Annotated in this window: 21 protein-coding genes; 12 read left to right on the top strand and 9 right to left on the bottom strand. The window is 68.2% G+C overall.

Going from position 1 to position 18519, the window contains the following annotated elements; translation table 11 throughout:
- Positions 1 to 53: 53 nt before the first annotated feature.
- Complete coding sequence (locus tag CN538_RS04450) at positions 54 to 617, bottom strand: type 1 glutamine amidotransferase domain-containing protein (protein WP_106418683.1); 564 nt, start codon at positions 615 to 617, stop codon at positions 54 to 56.
- Between the two features lie 162 nt (positions 618 to 779).
- On the opposite strand from CN538_RS04450, the gene CN538_RS04445 reads away from it, so the two are divergent.
- Positions 780 to 2402: a DNA recombination protein RmuC gene (locus tag CN538_RS04445; protein WP_106418682.1), complete on the top strand. Its 1623-nt coding sequence runs from the start codon at positions 780 to 782 to the stop codon at positions 2400 to 2402.
- Here CN538_RS04445 and CN538_RS04440 read toward each other — a convergent pair.
- The 4 genes from CN538_RS04440 to CN538_RS04425 form a co-directional block, all read right to left on the bottom strand.
- A complete protein-coding gene (locus CN538_RS04440; RefSeq protein WP_106418681.1) occupies positions 2399 to 3985 on the bottom strand; it encodes a chemotaxis protein CheW in 1587 nt (528 codons plus the stop codon). The two genes, CN538_RS04445 and CN538_RS04440, sit on opposite strands and share 4 nt — an antisense overlap.
- Positions 3982 to 5718 carry a methyl-accepting chemotaxis protein gene (locus CN538_RS04435; RefSeq protein ID WP_164999508.1) on the bottom strand — a complete coding sequence of 579 codons (1737 nt, stop codon included), beginning with the start codon at positions 5716 to 5718 and terminating at the stop codon, positions 3982 to 3984. Before CN538_RS04435 ends, CN538_RS04440 begins: the two co-directional genes overlap by 4 nt.
- Positions 5719 to 5929: 211 nt before the next feature.
- Positions 5930 to 6403 (bottom strand): Dps family protein, encoded by a 474-nt coding sequence (locus CN538_RS04430; protein ID WP_035475788.1) that lies wholly within the window; start codon positions 6401 to 6403, stop codon positions 5930 to 5932.
- 131 nt (positions 6404 to 6534) lie between these two features.
- Positions 6535 to 7677, bottom strand: a complete 1143-nt coding sequence (locus tag CN538_RS04425) for a glycerate kinase (protein ID WP_106418679.1) — start codon at positions 7675 to 7677, stop codon at positions 6535 to 6537.
- 198 nt (positions 7678 to 7875) lie between these two features.
- Here CN538_RS04425 and CN538_RS04420 point away from each other — a divergent pair, with 198 nt between their 5' ends.
- The 5 genes from CN538_RS04420 to CN538_RS04400 all read left to right on the top strand — a co-directional run bounded on the left by CN538_RS04420 (position 7876) and on the right by CN538_RS04400 (position 10706).
- The gene (locus CN538_RS04420) at positions 7876 to 8493 is read left to right on the top strand and encodes a hypothetical protein (RefSeq protein WP_106418678.1); all 618 of its coding nucleotides are present in this window, start codon (positions 7876 to 7878) and stop codon (positions 8491 to 8493) included.
- Positions 8490 to 8903: a hypothetical protein gene (locus CN538_RS04415; protein ID WP_106418677.1), complete on the top strand. Its 414-nt coding sequence runs from the start codon at positions 8490 to 8492 to the stop codon at positions 8901 to 8903. Before CN538_RS04420 ends, CN538_RS04415 begins: the two co-directional genes overlap by 4 nt.
- Before the next feature lie 92 nt (positions 8904 to 8995).
- Positions 8996 to 9625 (top strand): DUF1007 family protein, encoded by a 630-nt coding sequence (locus CN538_RS04410; RefSeq protein ID WP_106418676.1) that lies wholly within the window; start codon positions 8996 to 8998, stop codon positions 9623 to 9625.
- The gene (locus CN538_RS04405; RefSeq protein ID WP_106418675.1) at positions 9613 to 10404 is read left to right on the top strand and encodes a nickel/cobalt transporter; all 792 of its coding nucleotides are present in this window, start codon (positions 9613 to 9615) and stop codon (positions 10402 to 10404) included. Before CN538_RS04410 ends, CN538_RS04405 begins: the two co-directional genes overlap by 13 nt.
- Positions 10383 to 10706, top strand: a complete 324-nt coding sequence (locus tag CN538_RS04400; protein ID WP_106418674.1) for a hypothetical protein — start codon at positions 10383 to 10385, stop codon at positions 10704 to 10706. Before CN538_RS04405 ends, CN538_RS04400 begins: the two co-directional genes overlap by 22 nt.
- 108 nt (positions 10707 to 10814) lie before the next feature.
- On the opposite strand, the gene CN538_RS04395 is transcribed toward CN538_RS04400, so the two are convergent.
- Positions 10815 to 11240 (bottom strand): HIT domain-containing protein, encoded by a 426-nt coding sequence (locus tag CN538_RS04395; protein WP_106418673.1) that lies wholly within the window; start codon positions 11238 to 11240, stop codon positions 10815 to 10817.
- Between the two features lie 229 nt (positions 11241 to 11469).
- Here CN538_RS04395 and CN538_RS04390 point away from each other — a divergent pair, with 229 nt between their 5' ends.
- The 6 genes from CN538_RS04390 (at position 11470) to CN538_RS04370 (ending at position 16508) form a co-directional block, all read left to right on the top strand.
- Positions 11470 to 11601 (top strand): entericidin A/B family lipoprotein, encoded by a 132-nt coding sequence (locus CN538_RS04390; RefSeq protein WP_035475804.1) that lies wholly within the window; start codon positions 11470 to 11472, stop codon positions 11599 to 11601.
- A 187-nt stretch (positions 11602 to 11788) separates the two neighbouring features.
- Positions 11789 to 12571, top strand: coding sequence for a formate dehydrogenase accessory sulfurtransferase FdhD (locus tag CN538_RS04385; protein WP_106418672.1), 783 nt, complete (start codon positions 11789 to 11791; stop codon positions 12569 to 12571).
- A gap of 948 nt (positions 12572 to 13519) precedes the next feature.
- Entirely contained in the window at positions 13520 to 14869 is a 1350-nt protein-coding gene (locus tag CN538_RS24965) for a molybdopterin-dependent oxidoreductase (RefSeq protein WP_340638263.1), read from the top strand.
- Positions 14869 to 15261: a molybdopterin dinucleotide binding domain-containing protein gene (locus CN538_RS24960; RefSeq protein ID WP_340638262.1), complete on the top strand. Its 393-nt coding sequence runs from the start codon at positions 14869 to 14871 to the stop codon at positions 15259 to 15261. Before CN538_RS24965 ends, CN538_RS24960 begins: the two co-directional genes overlap by 1 nt.
- A complete protein-coding gene (locus CN538_RS04375; RefSeq protein ID WP_106418671.1) occupies positions 15254 to 15613 on the top strand; it encodes a MarR family transcriptional regulator in 360 nt (119 codons plus the stop codon). Before CN538_RS24960 ends, CN538_RS04375 begins: the two co-directional genes overlap by 8 nt.
- Before the next feature lie 130 nt (positions 15614 to 15743).
- Positions 15744 to 16508, top strand: coding sequence for an SDR family NAD(P)-dependent oxidoreductase (locus CN538_RS04370; protein ID WP_106418670.1), 765 nt, complete (start codon positions 15744 to 15746; stop codon positions 16506 to 16508).
- On the opposite strand, the gene CN538_RS04365 is transcribed toward CN538_RS04370, so the two are convergent.
- The 3 genes from CN538_RS04365 to CN538_RS04360 are packed head-to-tail and all read right to left on the bottom strand — an operon-like array spanning position 16483 to position 18501.
- Positions 16483 to 16995 carry an alpha/beta fold hydrolase gene (locus CN538_RS04365; RefSeq protein ID WP_164999507.1) on the bottom strand — a complete coding sequence of 171 codons (513 nt, stop codon included), beginning with the start codon at positions 16993 to 16995 and terminating at the stop codon, positions 16483 to 16485. The genes CN538_RS04370 and CN538_RS04365 overlap by 26 nt on opposite strands.
- A complete protein-coding gene (locus tag CN538_RS19760) occupies positions 16917 to 17204 on the bottom strand; it encodes a hypothetical protein (RefSeq protein WP_129591293.1) in 288 nt (95 codons plus the stop codon). Before CN538_RS19760 ends, CN538_RS04365 begins: the two co-directional genes overlap by 79 nt.
- A complete protein-coding gene (locus tag CN538_RS04360; protein WP_106418668.1) occupies positions 17197 to 18501 on the bottom strand; it encodes a CitMHS family transporter in 1305 nt (434 codons plus the stop codon). Before CN538_RS04360 ends, CN538_RS19760 begins: the two co-directional genes overlap by 8 nt.
- Positions 18502 to 18519 lie beyond the last annotated feature (18 nt).

The raw sequence follows: 18519 nt of genomic DNA, 5'->3' as shown, positions 1-18519 counted from the left end.
CACACGAAAACGCCCGCCTGGCGGCGGGCGTTCGGTCTCGTGCGGGATGACGCTCAGGCGTGCTGCTGGCTATGCCGTCCTTCGGCCAGCTCTTCGAGCAGCTTGGCGTTGAAGGCATCGAGATCCTTCGGCGTGCGGCTGGTGACGAAGCCGCTGTCGACCACCACCGATTCGTCCACCCAATGGGCACCGGCGTTCTTGAGATCCTGGGCGACCGAGGGCACCGAGGTGAGCTTGCGCCCCTCGACCACGCCGGCATTGATCAGGATCCAGGGCGCATGGCAGATCGCCGCGACCGGCTTGCCGGCCTCGAAGAACGCCTTGACGAAGGCCAGCGCCTTGTCGTTGATGCGCAGGGTGTCCGGGTTGAACAGGCCGCCCGGCAGTACCAGCGCGTGATAGTCGCTGGGGTTGGCGGCATCGAGTGCCTTGTCGGCCTCGTAGGTGTCACCCCACTCGGTCTCGGCCCACGCGCGAATGCCCTTGCCGTCCGGGGTGATGACATGCGTTTCCACGCCCTGGCCTTGCAGTGCGGCGCGGGGCGAGGCAAGTTCGGACTCCTCGAAGCCGTCGGCGGCGAGAATGGCGACGCGTTTACCGTTGAGTTGCTGAGCCATCGTGACCTCCTGGTCGTGATGTGTCATGGAGTGTGCGGGTCCGTGGACCATCCCGGTCCACGTGTTGCCCGTCCCTCAGTGTGGAACATGAGGGCGAGAGTGCAAGCCGGCCCTGGCGGGCGGCGGTAAAGTCATGGAACGCATGAGCGGAGGGAGAGCGCGATGAATATGGATACGCTGGCGCTCGCCTGGGGGCTGGCCGGTGTGCTGGCGCTGGCTGGCGGGGTGGCGCTGTGGCAGTGGCGTCAGGCAAGCGTGAGGGGGGCAGGGCTCGGCGCGCGGCTGCGCGAGTTAGAGAGCCAGCGCCAGCGCCTGGAGCAGGAGCTGGCCCAGAGCGATGCCCAGCAGGACGAGCTGCGCGAGCGCGAAGCCGAGCTCAAGCGCCAGCTGGCCCAGCGCGATCAGCAGGTGGAAAGCCTCAACGCGCGCCTGGCGGATCTGCGCGAGCGCTACGGCCGGCTCGAGACCTTGAACGAGCAGCAGCGCCAGCATGCCGAGCGCCTGGAGCTTCTGGAGCAGACCAAGGCGCGCCTGGCGCAGGAGTTCGAGGCGCTGGCGGGGCGGATCTTCGACGAGCGCCAGCGTGCCTACAGCGCCCAGAGCCGAGACAGCCTCGAAGCGCTGCTCAAGCCCTTCCGTGAGCAGGTCAGCGGCTTTCGCCAGCGGCTCGAGGAGATCCATGGCCAGGAGGTGCGCGAGCGCACCACGCTCAAGGTGCAGATCGACCAGCTCGCCGCCCTCAACCGCCAGATCACCGAAGAGGCCGCCAACCTGACTCGGGCGCTCAAGGGCGACAAGAAGATGCAGGGCAACTGGGGCGAGGTGATGCTGGAGTCGGTGCTCGAACGCTCCGGATTGCGCCGGGACATCGAGTACCGCCGCGAAGTCTCGATCGAGGGCGAGCAGGGGCGTCAGCGCCCCGACGCGGTGATCTACCTGCCCGACGACAAGCATCTGATCGTCGATGCCAAGGTGTCGCTCAACGCCTACGTGCGCTACGTCAACGCTGAGGAGGACGCCGAGCGCGAGCAGGCGCTGCGCGCCCACGTGCAGGCGATCCGTGCGCATATCGACGGCCTGGCGGGACGCGACTATCCGCGTCTGCCGGGGCTGCGCTCGCCGGATTTCGTGTTTCTGTTCATGCCCATCGAGCCGGCCTTCGCGGTTGCCTTCCAGTTCGACGATACCCTGTTCCAGGACGCCTTCTCGCGCGACATCGTGGTGGTCACGCCGACCACGCTGCTGGCCAGCCTGCGCACCGTGGCGAGCCTGTGGAATCTGGAACGCCAGAACGAGAACGCGCGCCATATCGCCGAGCGTGCCGGCAAGCTGCTCGACAAGTTCCAGGGCTTCGTCTCGAGTCTCGAGGATGTCGGGCGCCACCTGGGCCGTGCCCGGGGCAGCTACGACCAGGCCATGGGGCGACTCGCTACCGGCCAGGGCAGTCTGGTCGGCCAGGCGCTGGCGCTGGAAAAGCTCGGTGTGCGCATGAAGCGCGCGCTACCCGAACATCTGACCCGAGAGGCGGGGGCGGACGCAGACGAGGCAGCACTCGACCGAACGTCGCGCGGCGCCGACGCGAGTCGCGTGGGTGATGACGGTGAGAGTGAGAGGGGCGAGATCGAGAGGGGCGAAAGCGCCGAGGGTAGACTCGCCGAGAGTGGCCATACCGAGAGTGGCCCTGCAGGGAGCGAGCGCAATGACAATGGCGCTTCCACCGAGAATGTCGAGAGCGATACGGCGCCCGCCACGCGAGGCCGCCCACACCAGGGCAGACCGAGTTAGGCGGTGTCGTCGGCGTTCGGCAGCGCCACGCCGCTCGCCGCCAGTTCGATGGCCAGGGTCTGCAGGCAGAGCATCGCCATGACCTGATGGTGGGCGCCGACGCCGAGAGCGATCAGCCGCTTGGCACGCTCGACTGCCGGGGCGTCGGGATCGATGTCGCCGCGCCAGCGCACTACCAGGCTCTCTTCGGCCGCTTCGACGTAGTCGATGCGCTGCACTGCGTCGACGAGAAAGCCGATCAACCCCTGGCCGCTGTCGGCGATCAGTACGTGCTGGGGTGGTCGCGACGCGTCGCGACCCAGCAGGTGGCGCAGATCGACCAGGGCCACACTGTGACCGTGACGGCGCCAGACGCCGACGAAGCGCGGGTCGCCGCCGCTGGTGAGATAGTCGGTGGGGGCGGCATCGACCGCGTCGAGCTGATCGAGCAACGTGGTGTAGTCGCCGGCACAGGTGAAACGCACCAGCGCGAAGCGTCGCCGGGGTTGGTGCTCGGCGGCCGAGCTGCCTGCCTGGGCGCCATCGAGCCGCGCATGCAGGCGCGCCAGCGCACTCAGATTGAGCGTCGTCATCAGCACCCGGTGATCGAGCGCCAGCGCATCGCGCCCAGAGGGGCCGGCGACCAGCCCGGCCACGGCCGCCGACTGCCCTGGGCCGGCCGGCGACAGAGTGCCGTCGGCGCTGAGCGCGGTGACGTGTTCCAGGGCCAGTGCCAGACGCCCCTCGGGGCCAGCGAGCACCACCATGTAGCTGGGCCGCATGCGCTGCTGAGCACGCCCGATCAACTCGCCGGGGTCGAATAGCGGCAGCCGTGCACCGCGCAGCCTGACGTTGCCGAGATAGGCGTCGAGCTCGATCGGCGGCGGTTCGATCTCGGGGCAGTTGGCGACCTCGCTGACGATCGCGGTATCCAGTGCCAACGCCTGGCCGCCGCTCTCCACGATCAGCCAGCGCTGGGCGGTGATCCGCGTCGGCGTGGTGTCATTGGTGACTGTCGGCGGCGTCGAGATCTCGGGCGACTGGCGCTCTGCCAGCGCTGGCGGCGGTGTCACCGTGACCATCTCTTCCAGCGCGAACAGCGCATCCAGGTCGAGCCGATAAGCCGGGTGCGCCAGGCTCGGGTGATCGATCAGCGAAGGCGTCAGCGCCAACGTGCTGCCGTCGCCGTGGCTTACCGCATGCTGCTGGTGCGACTGCACCTCGATCACGTCGACGATCTGGCTTACACACAGCCCGAAGCGCGCACCCCGATGCGCCACCACGGCGACGAAGCTGGCCCGAGACTTGCCCTGGCGGTGAGGCTGGCTCTGGGCTTCGTCGATAGGGACCTCGTCCACATGGCGCTCATCATGGGTATCGACAATGGGCGCTGCCGGGATGTCAGGATCGAGCTGCAGCAGCCCCGCCAGGTCGACCAGCGGTAGCGGCTGGCCGCGCAGCGACAGTGTACCCCGCGACCAGGCCGGCGCCCGCGGCCGCGGTGGCGGCAGGTTATCCAGGCGTACCACCTCTTGCAGATCGTGGGCATCGAGGGCGACATCAGCGGCCCCGACGCGCAGGATGCCGAAGACGCGCGCGCTCATGATCTGGCCCGCTCCTCGCCGCGGGTCGCCCGGGCCAGTTCACGGATCGCGCCGTCGACCCGGTTGGCGGTCTCGAGCTGGGCGTTGACGGTGGTGGCGATCTCCTCGATCGAGTCGGTGGTCTGGGCCACACCCTCGACGATACGTGCAAAGGAGTCGGTGGCACGTTGGGTCACGGCATTACCGCTGTCGATGCGCTTGAGCGACTCGCCCAGCAGACGGTTGATCTGGCGTGTGGCATCAGCGGACTTCTCGGCCAGCTTGCGCACCTCGTCGGCGACCACCGAGAAGCCCAGGCCGTGCTCACCGGCGCGGGCGGCCTCGATCGCGGCGTTGAACGCCAGCAGGTTGGTCTGCGAGGCGATCTCGCCGATCACCTTGACGATCGCATCGATATCCTCGGAAGACTTCTGGATCGCTGCCATCGCCTCGCGCGAGTCGCTCAGCGACTGGGTGCCGCGGCCGGCCTCCTGCTGGGTCTCGCGGGCCAGCGAGCGGGTCAACTGGGTGTTCTCGGCGATCGAGGCAATGGAGGCGTTGAGCGCATGGATCGACTGGCTCATGGCCTCGGTCTGGGCCTGGATGTATTCTTCCAGCTCGACCTCGGCGGTGATATCGGTGGCGAACTTGATCACCTTGTAGGGCTTGCCGTCGGCATCGAAGATCGGATTGTAGGTGGCCTGGATCCAGACCCGGCGGCCATGCTTGCCCAGGCGCATGAAGCGGCCGTCGAACAGCTCGCCACGGCTCAGCGCCAGCCAGAAGTCGCGATACTCGCGGCTGACCACATGCTCGGATTCGCAGAACATGCGGTGATGCTGGCCCTCGATCTCGTCGGCGTGATAGCCCAGCGTGTCGAGGAAGTTCTGGTTGGCGGCGAGAATATTGCCCTTGAGATCGAACTCGATCACCGCCTGGGCGCGGTCGATGGCGTTGATCCGACCTTTGAACTCGGCGTTGCGCTGGCGCTCGGCGGTGACGTCGTGGGCGAACTTGACCACCTTGTAGGGGCGCCCGCTGGCGTCGAGGATCGGGTTGTAGGTGGCCTGCAACCAGATGTCACGGCCGTGCTTGTCGAGGCGTCGGAACTCGCCGCTGTAGAATTCGCCCTGGCGCAGGCGCGCCCAGAACTGGCGGTAGTCGTCGCTCTTGGCGTAGTCCGGCTGACAGAACAGCGCATGGTGGCGGCCCTCGATCTCCTCCAGGGTGTAGCCCACGGTATTGAGGAAGTGCTGGTTGGCGGTGAGCACATGGCCGTCGAGATCGAACTCGATCACTGCCTGGGCGCGATCGATGGCCTTGACCTTGCCCTCGTACTCGGCGACCGCACGCTTCTGCAGGGTAATGTCCGTGGCCAGCTTGATCACCTTGTGCGGCTTGCCCTCGTCATCGAGCACCGGGTTGTAGGTCGCCTGCAGCCAGATCTCTTCGCCCTGGCGGGTGACGCGCTTGAACTCGCCGCTGACGAATTCGCCACGTCCCAGGCGCCCCCAGAACTCCTGGTAGGCGCGGCTCTGGGCATGGCGCTCGTCGCAGAACAGGCGGTGATGCTGGCCGATGATCTCGTCGCGGCGATAACCCATGGCCTCGAGAAAGCGCGCATTGGCGTCGAGCACGTGGCCATCGAGATCGAACTCGATCACGGCCTGGGAGCGGTTGACCGCCTGCCACAGCGCCTCCAGCGGCGGGGCGGCGAGTGAGTCGGAGCTGTCGGCGGGAGTATCGAGGGACATGGTTTGCCTCCGCGGTGCGGGAAGTAAGCCGCGAGCCTGTCGGGTCGCCAGGCTCATGGTGGGTAACGCACAACATCGGCTGGGTCGGGGCGAAGTTTAATGAAACGCGACTATCGGCGAGATAAACCGTGGCCTAAAAAGACGATGCCGCCCCGGAGGGCGGCATCGATGGCATCAGCGAGGCTGAGCGCGAACGGGGCGGCCGAGGGGCTCAGCCCAGATAGGCGTTGAGCATCCAGACCGTTTTCTCCTGCTCGCGGATATAGTCGCTCGCCAGCGAGGCGGTGCCCTCGTCGTCGGCGTCGCTGGCCTGCGAGAGCAGATCGCGCTGCAGCTCGATCAGCACCTGGAGACCCGTCACCAAACCACGTACGCACTGCTTGCCGTCGGAAACCTTGGTGTCTTCCTGGATCTTCGATACCGCGAAGTAGTCGCTGTAGGCGTGCAGCGGCTGATAGCCCAGGGTCAGGATGCGCTCGGCGACCTCGTCGACCTTGGTCAGCAGGTCGGTGTAGATCTCCTCGAACTTGGCATGGAGTTCGAAGAACTGCTCACCCTTGACGTTCCAGTGGTAGCCGCGAACGTTCATATAGAAGATCTGATAGTTGGCCAGCAGCGCGTTGAGCTTCTCGGCGAGCTGCTCGGCTGCAGATGCGTGCAGACCGATGGCATTGGTATCCGACATGACATTCCTCCTTAAAAAGCGATGGGCGCGACCAAAGTGTATGCCGCCATGCCGCCGCTGCCCAGCCAAGCCTGGATATGGCCGGCATAGGCGGCGACTATCCTAGCCGTCCCGGGGAAAGGGATATCCTCTCAGGCCCGCTCGCGCCCTGCGCGCCACACCCGTGCCAGGCTGCGGGCGTTGTCCTCCAGCAGGGCGGCGCAGCGGTTGAGCGCGGCGTCGAGGCTGAGCGGACCGTCGGCGAGGGCGAAGGCGGCGGTGACGCCGTGGTCGAAGGCTGCCTGCCAGCCGTCGCCCAGGCGACCGGCCAGCACTACGCTGGGTACGCCATGCTGCTGCGCGCGCCGGGCGATGCCGATCGGCGTCTTGCCGGAGAGGCTCTGACCGTCGAGCTGGCCCTCGCCGGTGATCACCCAGTCGGCGTCGGCGAGTAGCGCGTCGAACCCCACCTGCGCCATGACCAGCTCGATCCCGGGGCGCAGCTCGGCAGCGAGAAAGGCGCGGGCGGCAAAGCCCATGCCGCCGGCGGCGCCGGCGCCGGGCAGCTCGCGGTGGTCCTCGCCGAGGACCTGGGCGGCGTGGTCGGCGAAGTGCGCCAACGCCGCGTCCAAACGCTCGACATCGGCGTCGCTGGCGCCTTTCTGCGGGCCGAAGATGGCGCTGGCGCCGCGCGGGCCCAGCAGCGGGTTATCGACATCGACGGCGGTCTGAACCGTCAATTGGGCGAGCCGCGGGTCGAGGCCATCGAGATCGAGTATCGCCAGCTCGGCCAGCGCCGCGCCGCCCGCGGGCAGCGGCTGGCCGTCGCCATCCAGCAGCCGGGCGCCGAGGGCTGCCAGCATGCCGGCACCGGCGTCGTTGGTGGCGCTGCCGCCCAGTGTCAGCACGAGGTGGCGTGCGCCGGCGTTCAGTGCGGCCAGAATCAGCTCGCCGACCCCGTGGGTGGTGCTGTGCAGGGCGGTGCGTTCATCCCGGGTCAGGGCCTGCAGCCCGCTCGCTTCTGCCAGTTCGATGAAGGCGGTGCGCGACTCGGCGAGCCAGCCCCAGCTCGCCTCTGCCGGGCGCCCCAGCGCATCCTGCACCCGCGCGTGGCGGCGCTCGGCGCCGGTGGCCGCGAGCAGCGCATCCAGCGTGCCTTCGCCGCCATCGCCCATGGGGCACTCATGCAGGCTCGCGTCGGACCACTCGTGGGCAATGCCGCGGGCTACGGCGGCAGCGGCCTCGCGGGCGCTGAGTGCGTCCTTATAACTGTCGGGAGCAATGACGATCTTCATCGAATCCTCGGCTATGGCTGATGGCGTGGGGGCAGTGGCGTCACCAGCATAGCGTCGTTCGACGGCCGCGGCGACGGCCCTGCCCGCGGCATGCGCTGGAGCGCAGACAGTTTTCGGACAAAGCCTAATGGACATGGACCGGCGAAGGACCAACTGGCATGCTCACGCTGTTCGCCGTTGCCTCTCGAGGAGAGTGCCATGAAACCGTCATTCTGGTGTCGCCGCTGGCCCCGCGCGATGCGCTCCAGCCCTTCGGGCTGGTTCGTGGTCGGTGCGGTGGTGGCGCTGACCAGCGGCTGTCAGTCGCTGGCCACGCCGGAGCCGCTCGCCGCCACTCGTTCGGATTCACTGCCCGCCGCCTGCCAGTGGCCGGCCACCGGGGAGACCCTGGCGCGTCTGCGCGCCACCCGCCAGGCGCTGGAGCAGCAGGGCTACCGGGTGCTCGACACTGACGCCAAGCTGGGCCTGGTCAGCGCCGAGCGGCGTACCGCCCAGCCCGGGCTGGGGGCGGTCGACAGCCCCTTCGGGCGTACCGGCTTCTGGGGCGGCTTCGGCCTCGGTGGTAGCCACGGCTACTCGCTGGGGGTGTTCCAGGGCTTCGGCGGTGGCTACAACACCGACCCGGTACAGATCGAGCGGGTCTCGGTGGTCACGCCTGAGACGACCACCTACGTCGACCGCGACTCGGTGGTCGTCGACCATAACGGCTATCTGATCGATGCCCGCAGCTACAATCAGCCCGGCTTCTGCGCCCAGCTGCGCCAGTCGATCGCGTCCCAGCTGGCGGCGCCGGCCGCGCCAGGAGCCAGCCCATGAGTCCCCGTTTACCCCGTATCCCGCGCCGTGGGCTTTCGTTGACGCTGATTCTGCTGCTGGGGCTCGCCGGCTGCGCTGTGAACCCGCCGGCACAGCCGCGCAGTATCGCTGTCAGCGCCAGCGAGGATGCCACCCTGCGCGCGACGCTGGCGATGCTCGCCGAGCGCGGCTTCGTGATTCGTCAGGCCGACGGTGACCTGCGCCAGATCGATGCGGTGCTCGCTTCGCGCAGCGGCTACGAGATACACGCCGAGGTGACCGGCGGCAGCCAGCGCCCGCCTGGGCTGGTACTGCAGAACGGGGATACCTATCTCACCCTGAGCGGGCGTCGCGGCGGCCAGCCGCTGGATGCCGTGTCGCTGGATCCGCTGTTCATCGACGTGCAGCGTCGCCTGGGCTTGCTGCCGTGAACCACAAGTTGCACGCATGTCGGCGCCGCTTGGCTCGGCTGGGGCTGAATCTGTCCAGGCAGGCGGGGCTGAGTATAGGGTTGGGGTTGTGCATGCTGGGCTGGTCGCCGCTGGCTTCGGCCCACCCCCACGGCTGGGTCGATATCAGCGTGCGCGGTGAGTTCGATGCCCAGGGGAGGCTCGAGGCGCTGCGTCAGCAGTGGCGCATGGACCCCTTCTATAGTCAGGTGGTGATGGAGGAGCTGGCCAGCGTCGATGACGACAGCAGCATGGCGGAGCGGCTGGATGCCCTGGGCGGCGAGATCCGCAACAACCTCGCCACCCAGCACAACCTGACCTGGATCGATCTCGACGGGCGCGAGCTGGCCCAGGCCGAGGTGGTCGACACCAATACCGAGATCGACGGCGAGCGGCTGGTTTTCGAGTTCGTGCTGCCGCTGGCACAGCCGGTGGCGCTGGGCGGGCATCTGCTGCGCTACCGCGTCTTCGATCCCACCTATTACATCGAGATGGTCCACGAGGCCAACGCCGACGGCTCCCAGCCGCTGCCCGAGGCGCTCACCCTGGATCGTGCACCGCCCGGTTGCACCACGCGTATCGTCAAGGCCAAGCCCGATCCGCAGAAGGTGATGGAGGCGGCGATGCTCGACAAGACCGAGACCGGCGAGCCCAATCTGGGGCGCTTCTTCGCCGAAACCGGAGAGATTCGATGTTCCGGTTGAGCCCCTGGCGCAGCGTGACACTCGCGCTGGGCGGCGTGCTGTTCGCTGCCGCGCTGATCTACTGGCTCGGCTGGTGGCAGCAGGCGGCGGTGCAGGTGGTGCTGTGGCAGCGCGATCTCTACCACGCCCTGACCTCGGCAATCACCGCCATCGACCGCGCTCCGGGGCTCACCACCTGGAGCGTGCTGCTCGGCGTCAGCTTCGGCTACGGCGTCTTTCACGCCGCGGGGCCGGGCCATGGCAAGGTGGTATTGAGCACCTATCTCGCCTCCCAGGGTGGGGCCTGGCAGCGCGCCATCGTGCTCTCCGCGCTCGCTTCGCTGCTGCAGGGGCTGGTGGCGATCGGACTGGTCGCGGTACTGGTGTTCGGGTTCGGCTGGCTGACCCGCGAGGCGATGGCCAGCGTCGATCAGGCGGAACTGGCGAGCTTCGTGATGGTGGCGCTGGTCGGGCTGTGGCTGTGCTGGCGCTCGCTGCGTCGGCTGTGGCGCTGGCACGCCGCGCCTCGGGCGGCGACTGGTCACGCTCACGGCCATGATCACGCTCATGATCGTATCCATGAACATATCCATGATCACGGCGCCGGTTGCGGCTGTGGCCATGACCATCACGTCTCGCCCCAGAGTGCCCAGGCCTGGGGCTCGGCGGCGCTGACGGTGCTCTCCATCGGCGTTCGCCCCTTGCAGCGGTGCGGTTGCTGCTGGGGGCCTCGGCGCTGCTGGATCAGTTCGGCAAGGGTGTGGTGGCAGTGCTGGCGATGTCGCTGGGCACGGCGCTGACGGTGTCGTCGCTGGCCCTGGCGAGCGTGCTGGCGCGGGAGTGGACCCAGCGGCGGCTGGCCCCGCTCTCCGGGGGGCGGCCCTGGGGCGCCTGGGTCGGCTTTGCCGGCGGCGCGGTGATCCTGGCGCTGGGCCTCTCGCTCACGCTAGCCCAGTGGCAGCAGGGCCCGGCACCCGGCGCGCCCTTTCTGGGCACGCCGGGGCGGCCGCGGGCTCGCCGCTGTTGCCGGGGGCACATAGCGCTTCCTGAGAGGGTGTTTACAAATTCGGCGAGCGAAGGCCAGACCGGGGCGCGTAGCTAAGGCAAAATCGGTCGAAAAAGCGGAGTTTACATGGGGTAAATGAGCATTTTGAGGCCGGTTTTAACGCCGTATTGCCGAGCGCAGGCATTTTGTAAACACCCTCTGAGTTCAGTCGACGAGGCCGGCCTCGCGCGCCAACTGTTCGAGTTCGCCGCGGCGGCTCTCCAGGGCGGCTTCGGTATAGGCGCGCGGCTCGCCCTGGCCCCACACCGGCCCCGGCCAAGCCTCGTCTCCGCGGGTGCGCACGATCACGTGCAGATGCAGCTGCGGCACCATGTTCCCCAGCGTCGCCACATTGAGCTTGTCGCCCGCGTAGTGGTGCATCATCGCTTCGCCCAGGCGCGTGCCCTCGCGCCATAGCAGAGCCTGCGCCTCGCTATCGAGATGGTAGAGCTCGACCACCTCGGGGCGGCGCGGAATCAGGATCGCCCAGGGGTAGCGGGCGTCGCGGCTCAGTCGCAGCTGGCACAGCGTCAGGTCGATGACGTGCAGACTGTCCTGTTCGAGGCGAGGGTCGAGGGTGAAGGTCGGCATGACGGCTCCGGCAGATCGGCGGCAGAAAGCGCCTACTCTACGGGCGGCTACGCCGCGACGTCGAGTGCCGTGACGCCGAGCGTCGGGGCCACGGCGGGGCGGCGAGGCGTTGGTGGGTAGACAGCGCGCAGCGGGGTCGCCTCTGCTATGTTGACAGTGGGTCGGCCAGAATCCGGCCTCGGTGGCACCTCGGGCCACTCGCCAAGAAACGTTATGGAGGACGACAACGATGAAACGACTGATTGCGCTGTCTCTGCTCGCCCTGCTGGGTGCCGGCATCCTCTCCGGATGCAACACCGTCAGCGGTGCGGGCCAGGACATCGAAGAGGGTGGCGAAGCGGTACAGGATGCCGCCAACTGAGGTGAGAGGCATCCGGCGGCGAGCCGCCGGATGCTTCGGGCACGACCTTGAATACCGCCTTGCTGCTATCCCTTCGCGCATTCTCTCCGCTACGCTCGATCTTTCCGTACACCGAACTCCGCTCGGTTCGATTTCCGCTCCCCGTGAATAGCTGCGATAGCCGATGACGCCAGATTCTCCTCATGCCATGCCCCAGGCCGTCTCTCAGCCAGGGGGCGACGGCGCTACCGACGCCTACCACGACAGCAGCGAGACCGATCTCGGCGCGCTGCCGGGGCCGCAGGAGCGGCCGGTTTCGATTCTCTTCAACGACACCGCCTACGCCACCGTGCTGGCGACGCCGGATCAGCTCGAAGCGCTGGCCGTGGGATTCGCCTTCAGCGAAGGGGTGATCGACCGCTATGCCGATATCGAGTCGCTCGCCTGCGAGAGCAGCCGCCATGGCCATCGCGTGCGCCTGAACGTGGCGGCGCGGATCGAACGTCGCGCGGCGGGGCAGGCGCGGGCCACTACCACTACCAGCGGTTGCGGCGCCTGCGGCGTGCAGGAAGAGTCGCAGCTGCTGTTCGGGCTGACGCGACTGGCGCCGGCCAGCCCCCCGGCACCGGCGGTGCTGCGCAGCGGGCTGGCGGCGCTGGAGGCCCGCGCTGAAAGCGGCATGCATCTGGCCCTGAGCTTCGCCGCCGACGGTGAATTGATCGCCGCAGGGCGCGATATCGGCCGTCACAATGCCCTAGACAAGGTGATCGGCGAGGGGCTGCGCCAGGGCCGTCAGGCCGCCTGGGCAATGACCTCGAGCCGCTGCAGCCTGGAACTGGTTCAGAAGAGCGTCCGCGCGGGCATTGCGACCCTGGCGACGCTCTCCTACCCCTCGCGCCTGGCGGTAGAAGTGGCGCGGGCCTGCAATCTCACCCTGATCAACTGCCACCGCGGCCGGCGGCTCGAACTGCTGAGCCGCGGCGATCGCTGAACCCTTCGATCCGCTATGCCGATCCACCAGTCTCGGACCGACGCGCTCAAGCTCAGCGCGGCGGGGCCGATAAGCCATGCCTTGACGCCCTCAGTGGTGGCTGTATCGACAGCCACTAGTTAGCGAGCGTACTATACCTGCACATTATACTTTGGTATTAAACTTAGGCTTTGGTATGAGTCGGTGCCTGGGCGCCGAGTGCGATCCCGCGCCGAACGCCCACTTGCCCCGATCTCCAGCCGGTCTCGCCCCTGCCACCGAGGCGATCTCCTGTCAGCGCGCCGCGCGGCCGCTGGCGAGGTGGCCGAGCGCATGCCTTCACGCAGCAAGGAACCCCATGTCCCAGACTCGCCAAGCCCCTGACGCCCCCTCCGTAGCCGCCCAAGAGCCGCCGCTGGCGGGCCTGGCCCGATCCCAAGGTCTTCTCTTATCGCAACCCGGCCGGCGGCTGGGGCGCGCTCAAGTCGGTGGGCAAGCATCTGTGGCACAGCCGTTCGCCGCTGCTCAACGCGCGCTCGCTGTTCAAGCTCAACCAGCCCGACGGCTTCGACTGCCCCGGCTGCGCCTGGGGCGACCCGGAACACGGCTCGTCGTTCGAGTTCTGTGAGAACGGGGTCAAGGCGGTGACCTGGGAAGCCACCGCCAAGCGCGTCACGCGCGAGTTCTTCGCGCGCCACAGCGTCAGCGAACTCAAGACCTGGGACGACTACCAGCTCGAGGATCAGGGGCGGCTGGTGGAGCCGATGCGCTACAACGCCGAGACCGATCACTACGAGCCGATCGCGTGGGAGGACGCACTCGCACTGGTAGCACAGGAACTCAAGGCGCTGCCGACCCCCGACGACGCTATCTTCTATACCTCGGGCAAGGCCGCTAACGAGTCGGCCTACGTGTTCCAGCTGCTGGCGCGCGCGCTTCGGTACCAACAACCTGCCGGACTGCTCCAACATGTGTCACGAGGCCAGCGGTGTGGCGCTCACCGCGGCCCTGGGAACCGGCAAGGGCAGCGTGCGGCTGGAGGATTTCGAGCGCGCCGAGGCGATCTTCGTGTTCGGCCAGAACCCTGGCACCAACCATCCGCGCATGCTCGGCGTGCTGCGCGAAGCGGCCGAGCGCGGCGCCACCATCGTCTCCTTCAACCCGCTCAAGGAGCGCGGTCTGGAGAAGTTCGCCGACCCGCAGAAGCCGATGGAGATGCTGCACAACGGCAGCCATCGCATCAGCACCTTCTACTTCCGCCCCAAGCTGGGCGGTGACATGGCCGCCGTGCGCGGCATGGCCAAGGCGCTGTTCGAGCGCGATGCCGCCGGTGAAGCCGTGCTCGACCACGCCTTCCTGGCCGCGCACACTGCGCATCTGGAGGCTTACCGGGTCCGGGTCGAGGCCACCGAATGGGCCGAACTCGAGGCTCAGTCGGGGCTGTCTCAGCGTGAAATGCGCGAGGCCGCGGATCTCTATGCCCGCTCGCGTGCCACCATCGCCTGCTGGGCCATGGGCATCACCCAGCACGTGCACTCGGTGGCCACCGTGCGCGAGATCGTCAATCTGCTGATGCTGGGCGGCAACCTGGGCAAGCCCGGCGCCGGCACCTCGCCGGTGCGTGGCCACTCCAACGTCCAGGGTGACCGCACCATGGGGATCTTCGAGAAACCCGCTGATGAGTTGCTCGATGCACTGGAGACCTACTATCAGCGCCCCATGCCGCGCCATCACGGGGTCGACTCAGTGGCCGCGGTCAAGGCGATGCGCGACCAGCCGGGCAAGGTCTTCATTGGCCTGGCCGGCAACTTCACCCGCGCCATCTCCGACAGCGGTGTCACCGAGCAGGCGATGGCCAACTGCGCGCTGACTGCTTTCATCAGTACCAAGCTCAACCGTAGCCATCTGATCACCGGGCGCGAGGCGCTGATCCTGCCGTGCCTGGGGCGCAGCGAGATCGATCGCAACGCGGCGGGTCAGGCGCAACTGATCACGGTCGAGGATTCGATGAGCATGGTGCACGGCTCGGCGGGCATCAATCGCCCGGCGGACAAGGCGTTGCGCTCCGAGGTGGCGATCCTAACCGGTATCGCCGAGCGCCTGTTCGGAGACAAGGACAGCGTGGCGTGGGCAACGCTGCGCGAGGATTACGACCGCATTCGCGAGCACATCGCCGCGGTGATCCCCGGCTTCGACGACTTCAATACCCGGGTGCGTGCGCCGCGCGGCTTCTGGTTGGCCAATCCTGTGGCGCGGCGCAGTTCGACACCGCCAGCGGTCAGGCGGAGTTCTCCGACGACGCGCTGCCGGGCGAGGTGATGCACCAACGCCTCGCCGCCCGGGAGGGCTGGATCACGCTGCAGACGATGCGCTCCCACGACCAGTACAACACCACGGTCTATGGCTACGATGACCGTTACCGCGGCATCGAGAACGGCCGCCGGGTGATCTTCCTCAATCAGGAGGATATCGCGCGGCTGGGCTTCGCCGCCGGGCAGTGGGTCGATCTGATCGGCGAGTCCGAGGATGGCGTGATACGGCGTGCCGACGGCTTCAAGATCGTCGCCTATGACACGCCCGCCGGCTGCGCCGCTGCCTACTATCCGGAGACCAATCCGCTGATCCCGCTCGATCACAAGGGCGAGCAGAGCCACACGCCGGCATCGAAGTCGGTCGCCGTGCGTCTGGCAGCGAGCGCGCGCCTTGCCTGAGCGCGGGCAACCCGAGCTCGATGTCGCCGCCCTCGAGCGTCGCTTCACGGCGCTCCAGGCGGCACACCCCGAGCTCGACCCGCTGGCGGTACTGCTGCTGGCGTCGCTGCGCGGCGCCGGCCCGGGGAAGAGGGCGGAGCTGGCCAGTCCTGACAGTGCCCATTCAGCGCAGCCCAGTTCAGAGCTGTCTCGTGCAGGGTTATCCAGCGCCCAGCTGTCGCGTCATCTGGGCATCGAGCACGCGCTGGTCAGGCGCGCCGCCGCCGAGCTCGAAGCCGCCGGCTGGATCGACACCCAGGCGCGCGGTGGCGCCAGCCCGGCACTGTGGCTGCGCCTGATCACTGACGCCTAGGTCGTACACGACAACGGCCGACATCGCTTATCCCATCTGGCGCTATCCTGACTCCTGTTGCAGACGCGTGACGTTCGCCTCCCGGGCGTGCCATCGCTGTCATACCACTGTCTCTTCCAGGAGGAACCCGATGTCTGAATCGCAGCTGCAGGGCCGTATCGCCGTGGTCAGTGGTGGCGGTGTGGGAATCGGCTATGCCATCGCCCGCGCGCTGGCGGCGGCCGGGGCCCGCGTGGTGATCACCTATCGTACGCATCAGCCCGATGCCGCGGCGCTTGAGGGGCTCACCGCCAGCGGTGGCGAACCGGCCCTGGCACGGGCGCTCGACGTCACCGACGAGGCGGCGGTGGCCGACTTCGCCGGCTGGCTGCTGGACGAGTGCGGCCGGGTCGATATTCTGATCAATAACGCCGGTGGTCTGGTGCAGCGCGCTGGCATCGAGGAGATGCCCTATACCCTGTGGCGTCAGGTGCAGACACTCAACGTCGACTCGGTGTTTCTGATGACCCACTACCTGCTGCCACTATTCGGCGCCGAGGGCGGGCGCATCATCACGCTGTCGTCGCTGGCCGGGCGCAACGGTGGCCACCCCGGTGCCACCGCCTACGCTACCGCCAAGGCCGCGCTGTTCGGCTTCACCCGCGGGCTGGCCAAGGAGGTCGCCGGGCGTGGCATCACCGTCAACGCCCTGGCGCCGGGCTTTATCGAAGCCACTCCGTTCCACGCGACCTTCACCAGTGAGGCCTCCAAGCGCGATACCATCGCCGGGATTCCCGCCGGGCGAGCCGGGGTGCCCGAAGACGTCGCCTCGGCTGCCCTGTGGCTGGCCAGTGACGGCGCCGCCTTTGTCTCGGGGAGCATTGTCGATATCAATGGCGCCCAGTATTTCGGCTAGTCAGGAAGTCGCCCAGCGCCTGCGACAGCGGTCCCGCACAGTCGAGCATCGGGGTATGGCCGGCGTCGAGCCGCACCAGGCAGGCGTCGGCGATGCCCTCGGCCAGTGCCATGGCGTGCTGCCAGGTACGTGCCGGGTCGCGGTCGCCATGCACCACCAGGGTGGGGCAGCGGATCTCACTCAGCCGCGCGGTGAGATCGAGCCGGCGCAGGCTGCACATGGCACGGTAGGCGCGCTCGGGGTTGCAGGTACGGGCGTAGTGGCGCAGCCGTTCGCCATGCCTCTCCAGCGCCGCCTCGCCCACGCAGCGGCGCAGGAAGGCCTCGATGAATGCCTCGCCCCACTGCTCACGCAGCCGCTGGGGCAACTGCGGGTCGCCGTGGTTGATCGCGCTGGCGCCGGTGTCGATCAGTACCAGCCCGGCCAGACGCGCGCCCAGGGCGGCGGCCAGCTGCAGCGCGATGACGCCGCCGGCGGAGTGGCCCACCAGCAGCGCCGGCGCGGTGTCGCTTGGTGGCCAGTGGCGGCAGAGCTCGGCGGCGGCGGGGTCAGCTCGCCGTCACCGGGGCCGCCGAGCCAGTCGACGCCGTGCCAGCGCCAGCCGTCGGGCAGCGCCACCCCCTCGAAGATCGTCGGTGGCAGCAGCGTGCCGGGCAGCGCCACCAGGACGCCGCCCGGGGGCGTGGCCTTAGCCACCGATGGCCCCGATCGCCCAGGCGAAGGCGAGCAGCACGATGCCGATGCCCCAGGCCCACAGGAAGGTGAACTTGAGGTGCTCGCGCAGCTCGACCTGGGCCAGCCCGATCGCCAGATAGACACTGGGGACCACCGGGCTGATGCTGAAGCCGGTGTTCTCGCCGATCAGCATGGCGCGGGCCACCGCGTCCACCGGCACGCCGGCGGCGGTGGCGATGTCGCGCACGATCGGCATCAGCGCGAAGTAGTAGGCGTCGGGCGAGAACAGCATCCCCAGCGGTACGCCGAAGAACCCCACGATCAGATGCAGCACCCCGGCGGAGCCCGCCGGCAGCAGCGCGATCAGCGCCCCCGCCATGCCCTCGGACATGCCGGCGCCGGCCAGAATCCCGAGCAGAATCCCCGCCGCCAGCATCACCAGCGCCATCTGCAGCGCATCGTTGGCGTGACGCGCCAGTTGGCGCCCCTGTTCGTCCGGGCGCGGATAGTTGAGCAGCAGGGCGATGCCGAGCCCGACCATGAAGCTGGCGTAGAGCGGGAAGGCGCCGGTGAACAGGATCAGCAGAATGATCAGGGTCAGCCCCACGTTGGCCCAGTAGCGCCAGTCGTCGAGCGCCAGCGCGGTGTCGCGCGGTGGCAGCAGGTACGCCGACATGTCGCCGCCGGCGGTGTGGCCCTCGGCGCGTAGCCGGCGCTGGGCGCGCACGCCGAACAGGCAGGCCAGGCCCAGCAGCAGCACGATCCCCAGCGCCTGCACCGGCACCAGCGGCAGCCATAGGGCGGAAGCGTCTACCCCCGAGGTGGCCGCGGCACGCGCGGTGGGCCCGCCCCAGGGCACCATGTTGACTACCCCGGCGGTCAGCCCGACCAGGCACAGCAGGATCAGCGGGCTCATGCGCAGACGCTGATAGAGCGGCAGGAAGGCGGGAATGGTGAGCAGGAAGGTGGCTGCGCCGACGCCGTCGAGATGCGCGATGCCGGCCACCAGCACGGTGACGATGGCAACCCGCAGCGGCTCGCCCCGGGTGCGCCGGATCAGGAAATTGACCAGCGGATCGAACAGGCCGCGCTCGCGCATGATGCCGAAGTAGAGAATGGCGAAGATGAACAGCGTCGCCGTGGGGGCGACCGCGGTGAGGCCGGACTTGATGAAGCCGCCGATCTCGGCCGGCGAGAAACCGGCCAGCAGACAGGCGGCGACCGGCACCAGGGCGAAGGCGACCACGGGGGTCAGCCGCTTGAGCAGTATCAGCGCGATGATGCCCAGCATCATCACGAATCCGAGCGTTGTTATCATAGTGGCTCCGTGAGTTGG

Origin of the sequence: Salinicola tamaricis (assembly GCF_003006155.1) — a bacterium.
Taxonomy (GTDB): domain Bacteria; phylum Pseudomonadota; class Gammaproteobacteria; order Pseudomonadales; family Halomonadaceae; genus Salinicola; species Salinicola tamaricis.
Note: the sequence above shows the minus strand (reverse complement) of the source record. Positions and strands in the feature narration are given on the sequence as shown.

What these genes read in the sequence shown, in the direction of transcription:
- CN538_RS04450 (WP_106418683.1), bottom strand. Translation starts at nt 617, where the DNA reads ATGGCTCAGCAACTCAACGGTAAACGCGTCGCCATTCTCGCCGCCGAC.
- CN538_RS04445 (WP_106418682.1), top strand. Translation starts at nt 780, where the DNA reads ATGAATATGGATACGCTGGCGCTCGCCTGGGGGCTGGCCGGTGTGCTG.
- CN538_RS04440 (WP_106418681.1), bottom strand. Translation starts at nt 3,985, where the DNA reads ATGAGCGCGCGCGTCTTCGGCATCCTGCGCGTCGGGGCCGCTGATGTC.
- CN538_RS04435 (WP_164999508.1), bottom strand. Translation starts at nt 5,718, where the DNA reads ATGTCCCTCGATACTCCCGCCGACAGCTCCGACTCACTCGCCGCCCCG.
- CN538_RS04430 (WP_035475788.1), bottom strand. Translation starts at nt 6,403, where the DNA reads ATGTCGGATACCAATGCCATCGGTCTGCACGCATCTGCAGCCGAGCAG.
- CN538_RS04425 (WP_106418679.1), bottom strand. Translation starts at nt 7,677, where the DNA reads ATGAAGATCGTCATTGCTCCCGACAGTTATAAGGACGCACTCAGCGCC.
- CN538_RS04420 (WP_106418678.1), top strand. Translation starts at nt 7,876, where the DNA reads ATGAAACCGTCATTCTGGTGTCGCCGCTGGCCCCGCGCGATGCGCTCC.
- CN538_RS04415 (WP_106418677.1), top strand. Translation starts at nt 8,490, where the DNA reads ATGAGTCCCCGTTTACCCCGTATCCCGCGCCGTGGGCTTTCGTTGACG.
- CN538_RS04410 (WP_106418676.1), top strand. Translation starts at nt 8,996, where the DNA reads ATGCTGGGCTGGTCGCCGCTGGCTTCGGCCCACCCCCACGGCTGGGTC.
- CN538_RS04405 (WP_106418675.1), top strand. Translation starts at nt 9,613, where the DNA reads ATGTTCCGGTTGAGCCCCTGGCGCAGCGTGACACTCGCGCTGGGCGGC.
- CN538_RS04400 (WP_106418674.1), top strand. Translation starts at nt 10,383, where the DNA reads ATGTCGCTGGGCACGGCGCTGACGGTGTCGTCGCTGGCCCTGGCGAGC.
- CN538_RS04395 (WP_106418673.1), bottom strand. Translation starts at nt 11,240, where the DNA reads ATGCCGACCTTCACCCTCGACCCTCGCCTCGAACAGGACAGTCTGCAC.
- CN538_RS04390 (WP_035475804.1), top strand. Translation starts at nt 11,470, where the DNA reads ATGAAACGACTGATTGCGCTGTCTCTGCTCGCCCTGCTGGGTGCCGGC.
- CN538_RS04385 (WP_106418672.1), top strand. Translation starts at nt 11,789, where the DNA reads ATGCCCCAGGCCGTCTCTCAGCCAGGGGGCGACGGCGCTACCGACGCC.
- CN538_RS24965 (WP_340638263.1), top strand. Translation starts at nt 13,520, where the DNA reads ATGTGTCACGAGGCCAGCGGTGTGGCGCTCACCGCGGCCCTGGGAACC.
- CN538_RS24960 (WP_340638262.1), top strand. Translation starts at nt 14,869, where the DNA reads ATGCACCAACGCCTCGCCGCCCGGGAGGGCTGGATCACGCTGCAGACG.
- CN538_RS04370 (WP_106418670.1), top strand. Translation starts at nt 15,744, where the DNA reads ATGTCTGAATCGCAGCTGCAGGGCCGTATCGCCGTGGTCAGTGGTGGC.
- CN538_RS04360 (WP_106418668.1), bottom strand. Translation starts at nt 18,501, where the DNA reads ATGATAACAACGCTCGGATTCGTGATGATGCTGGGCATCATCGCGCTG.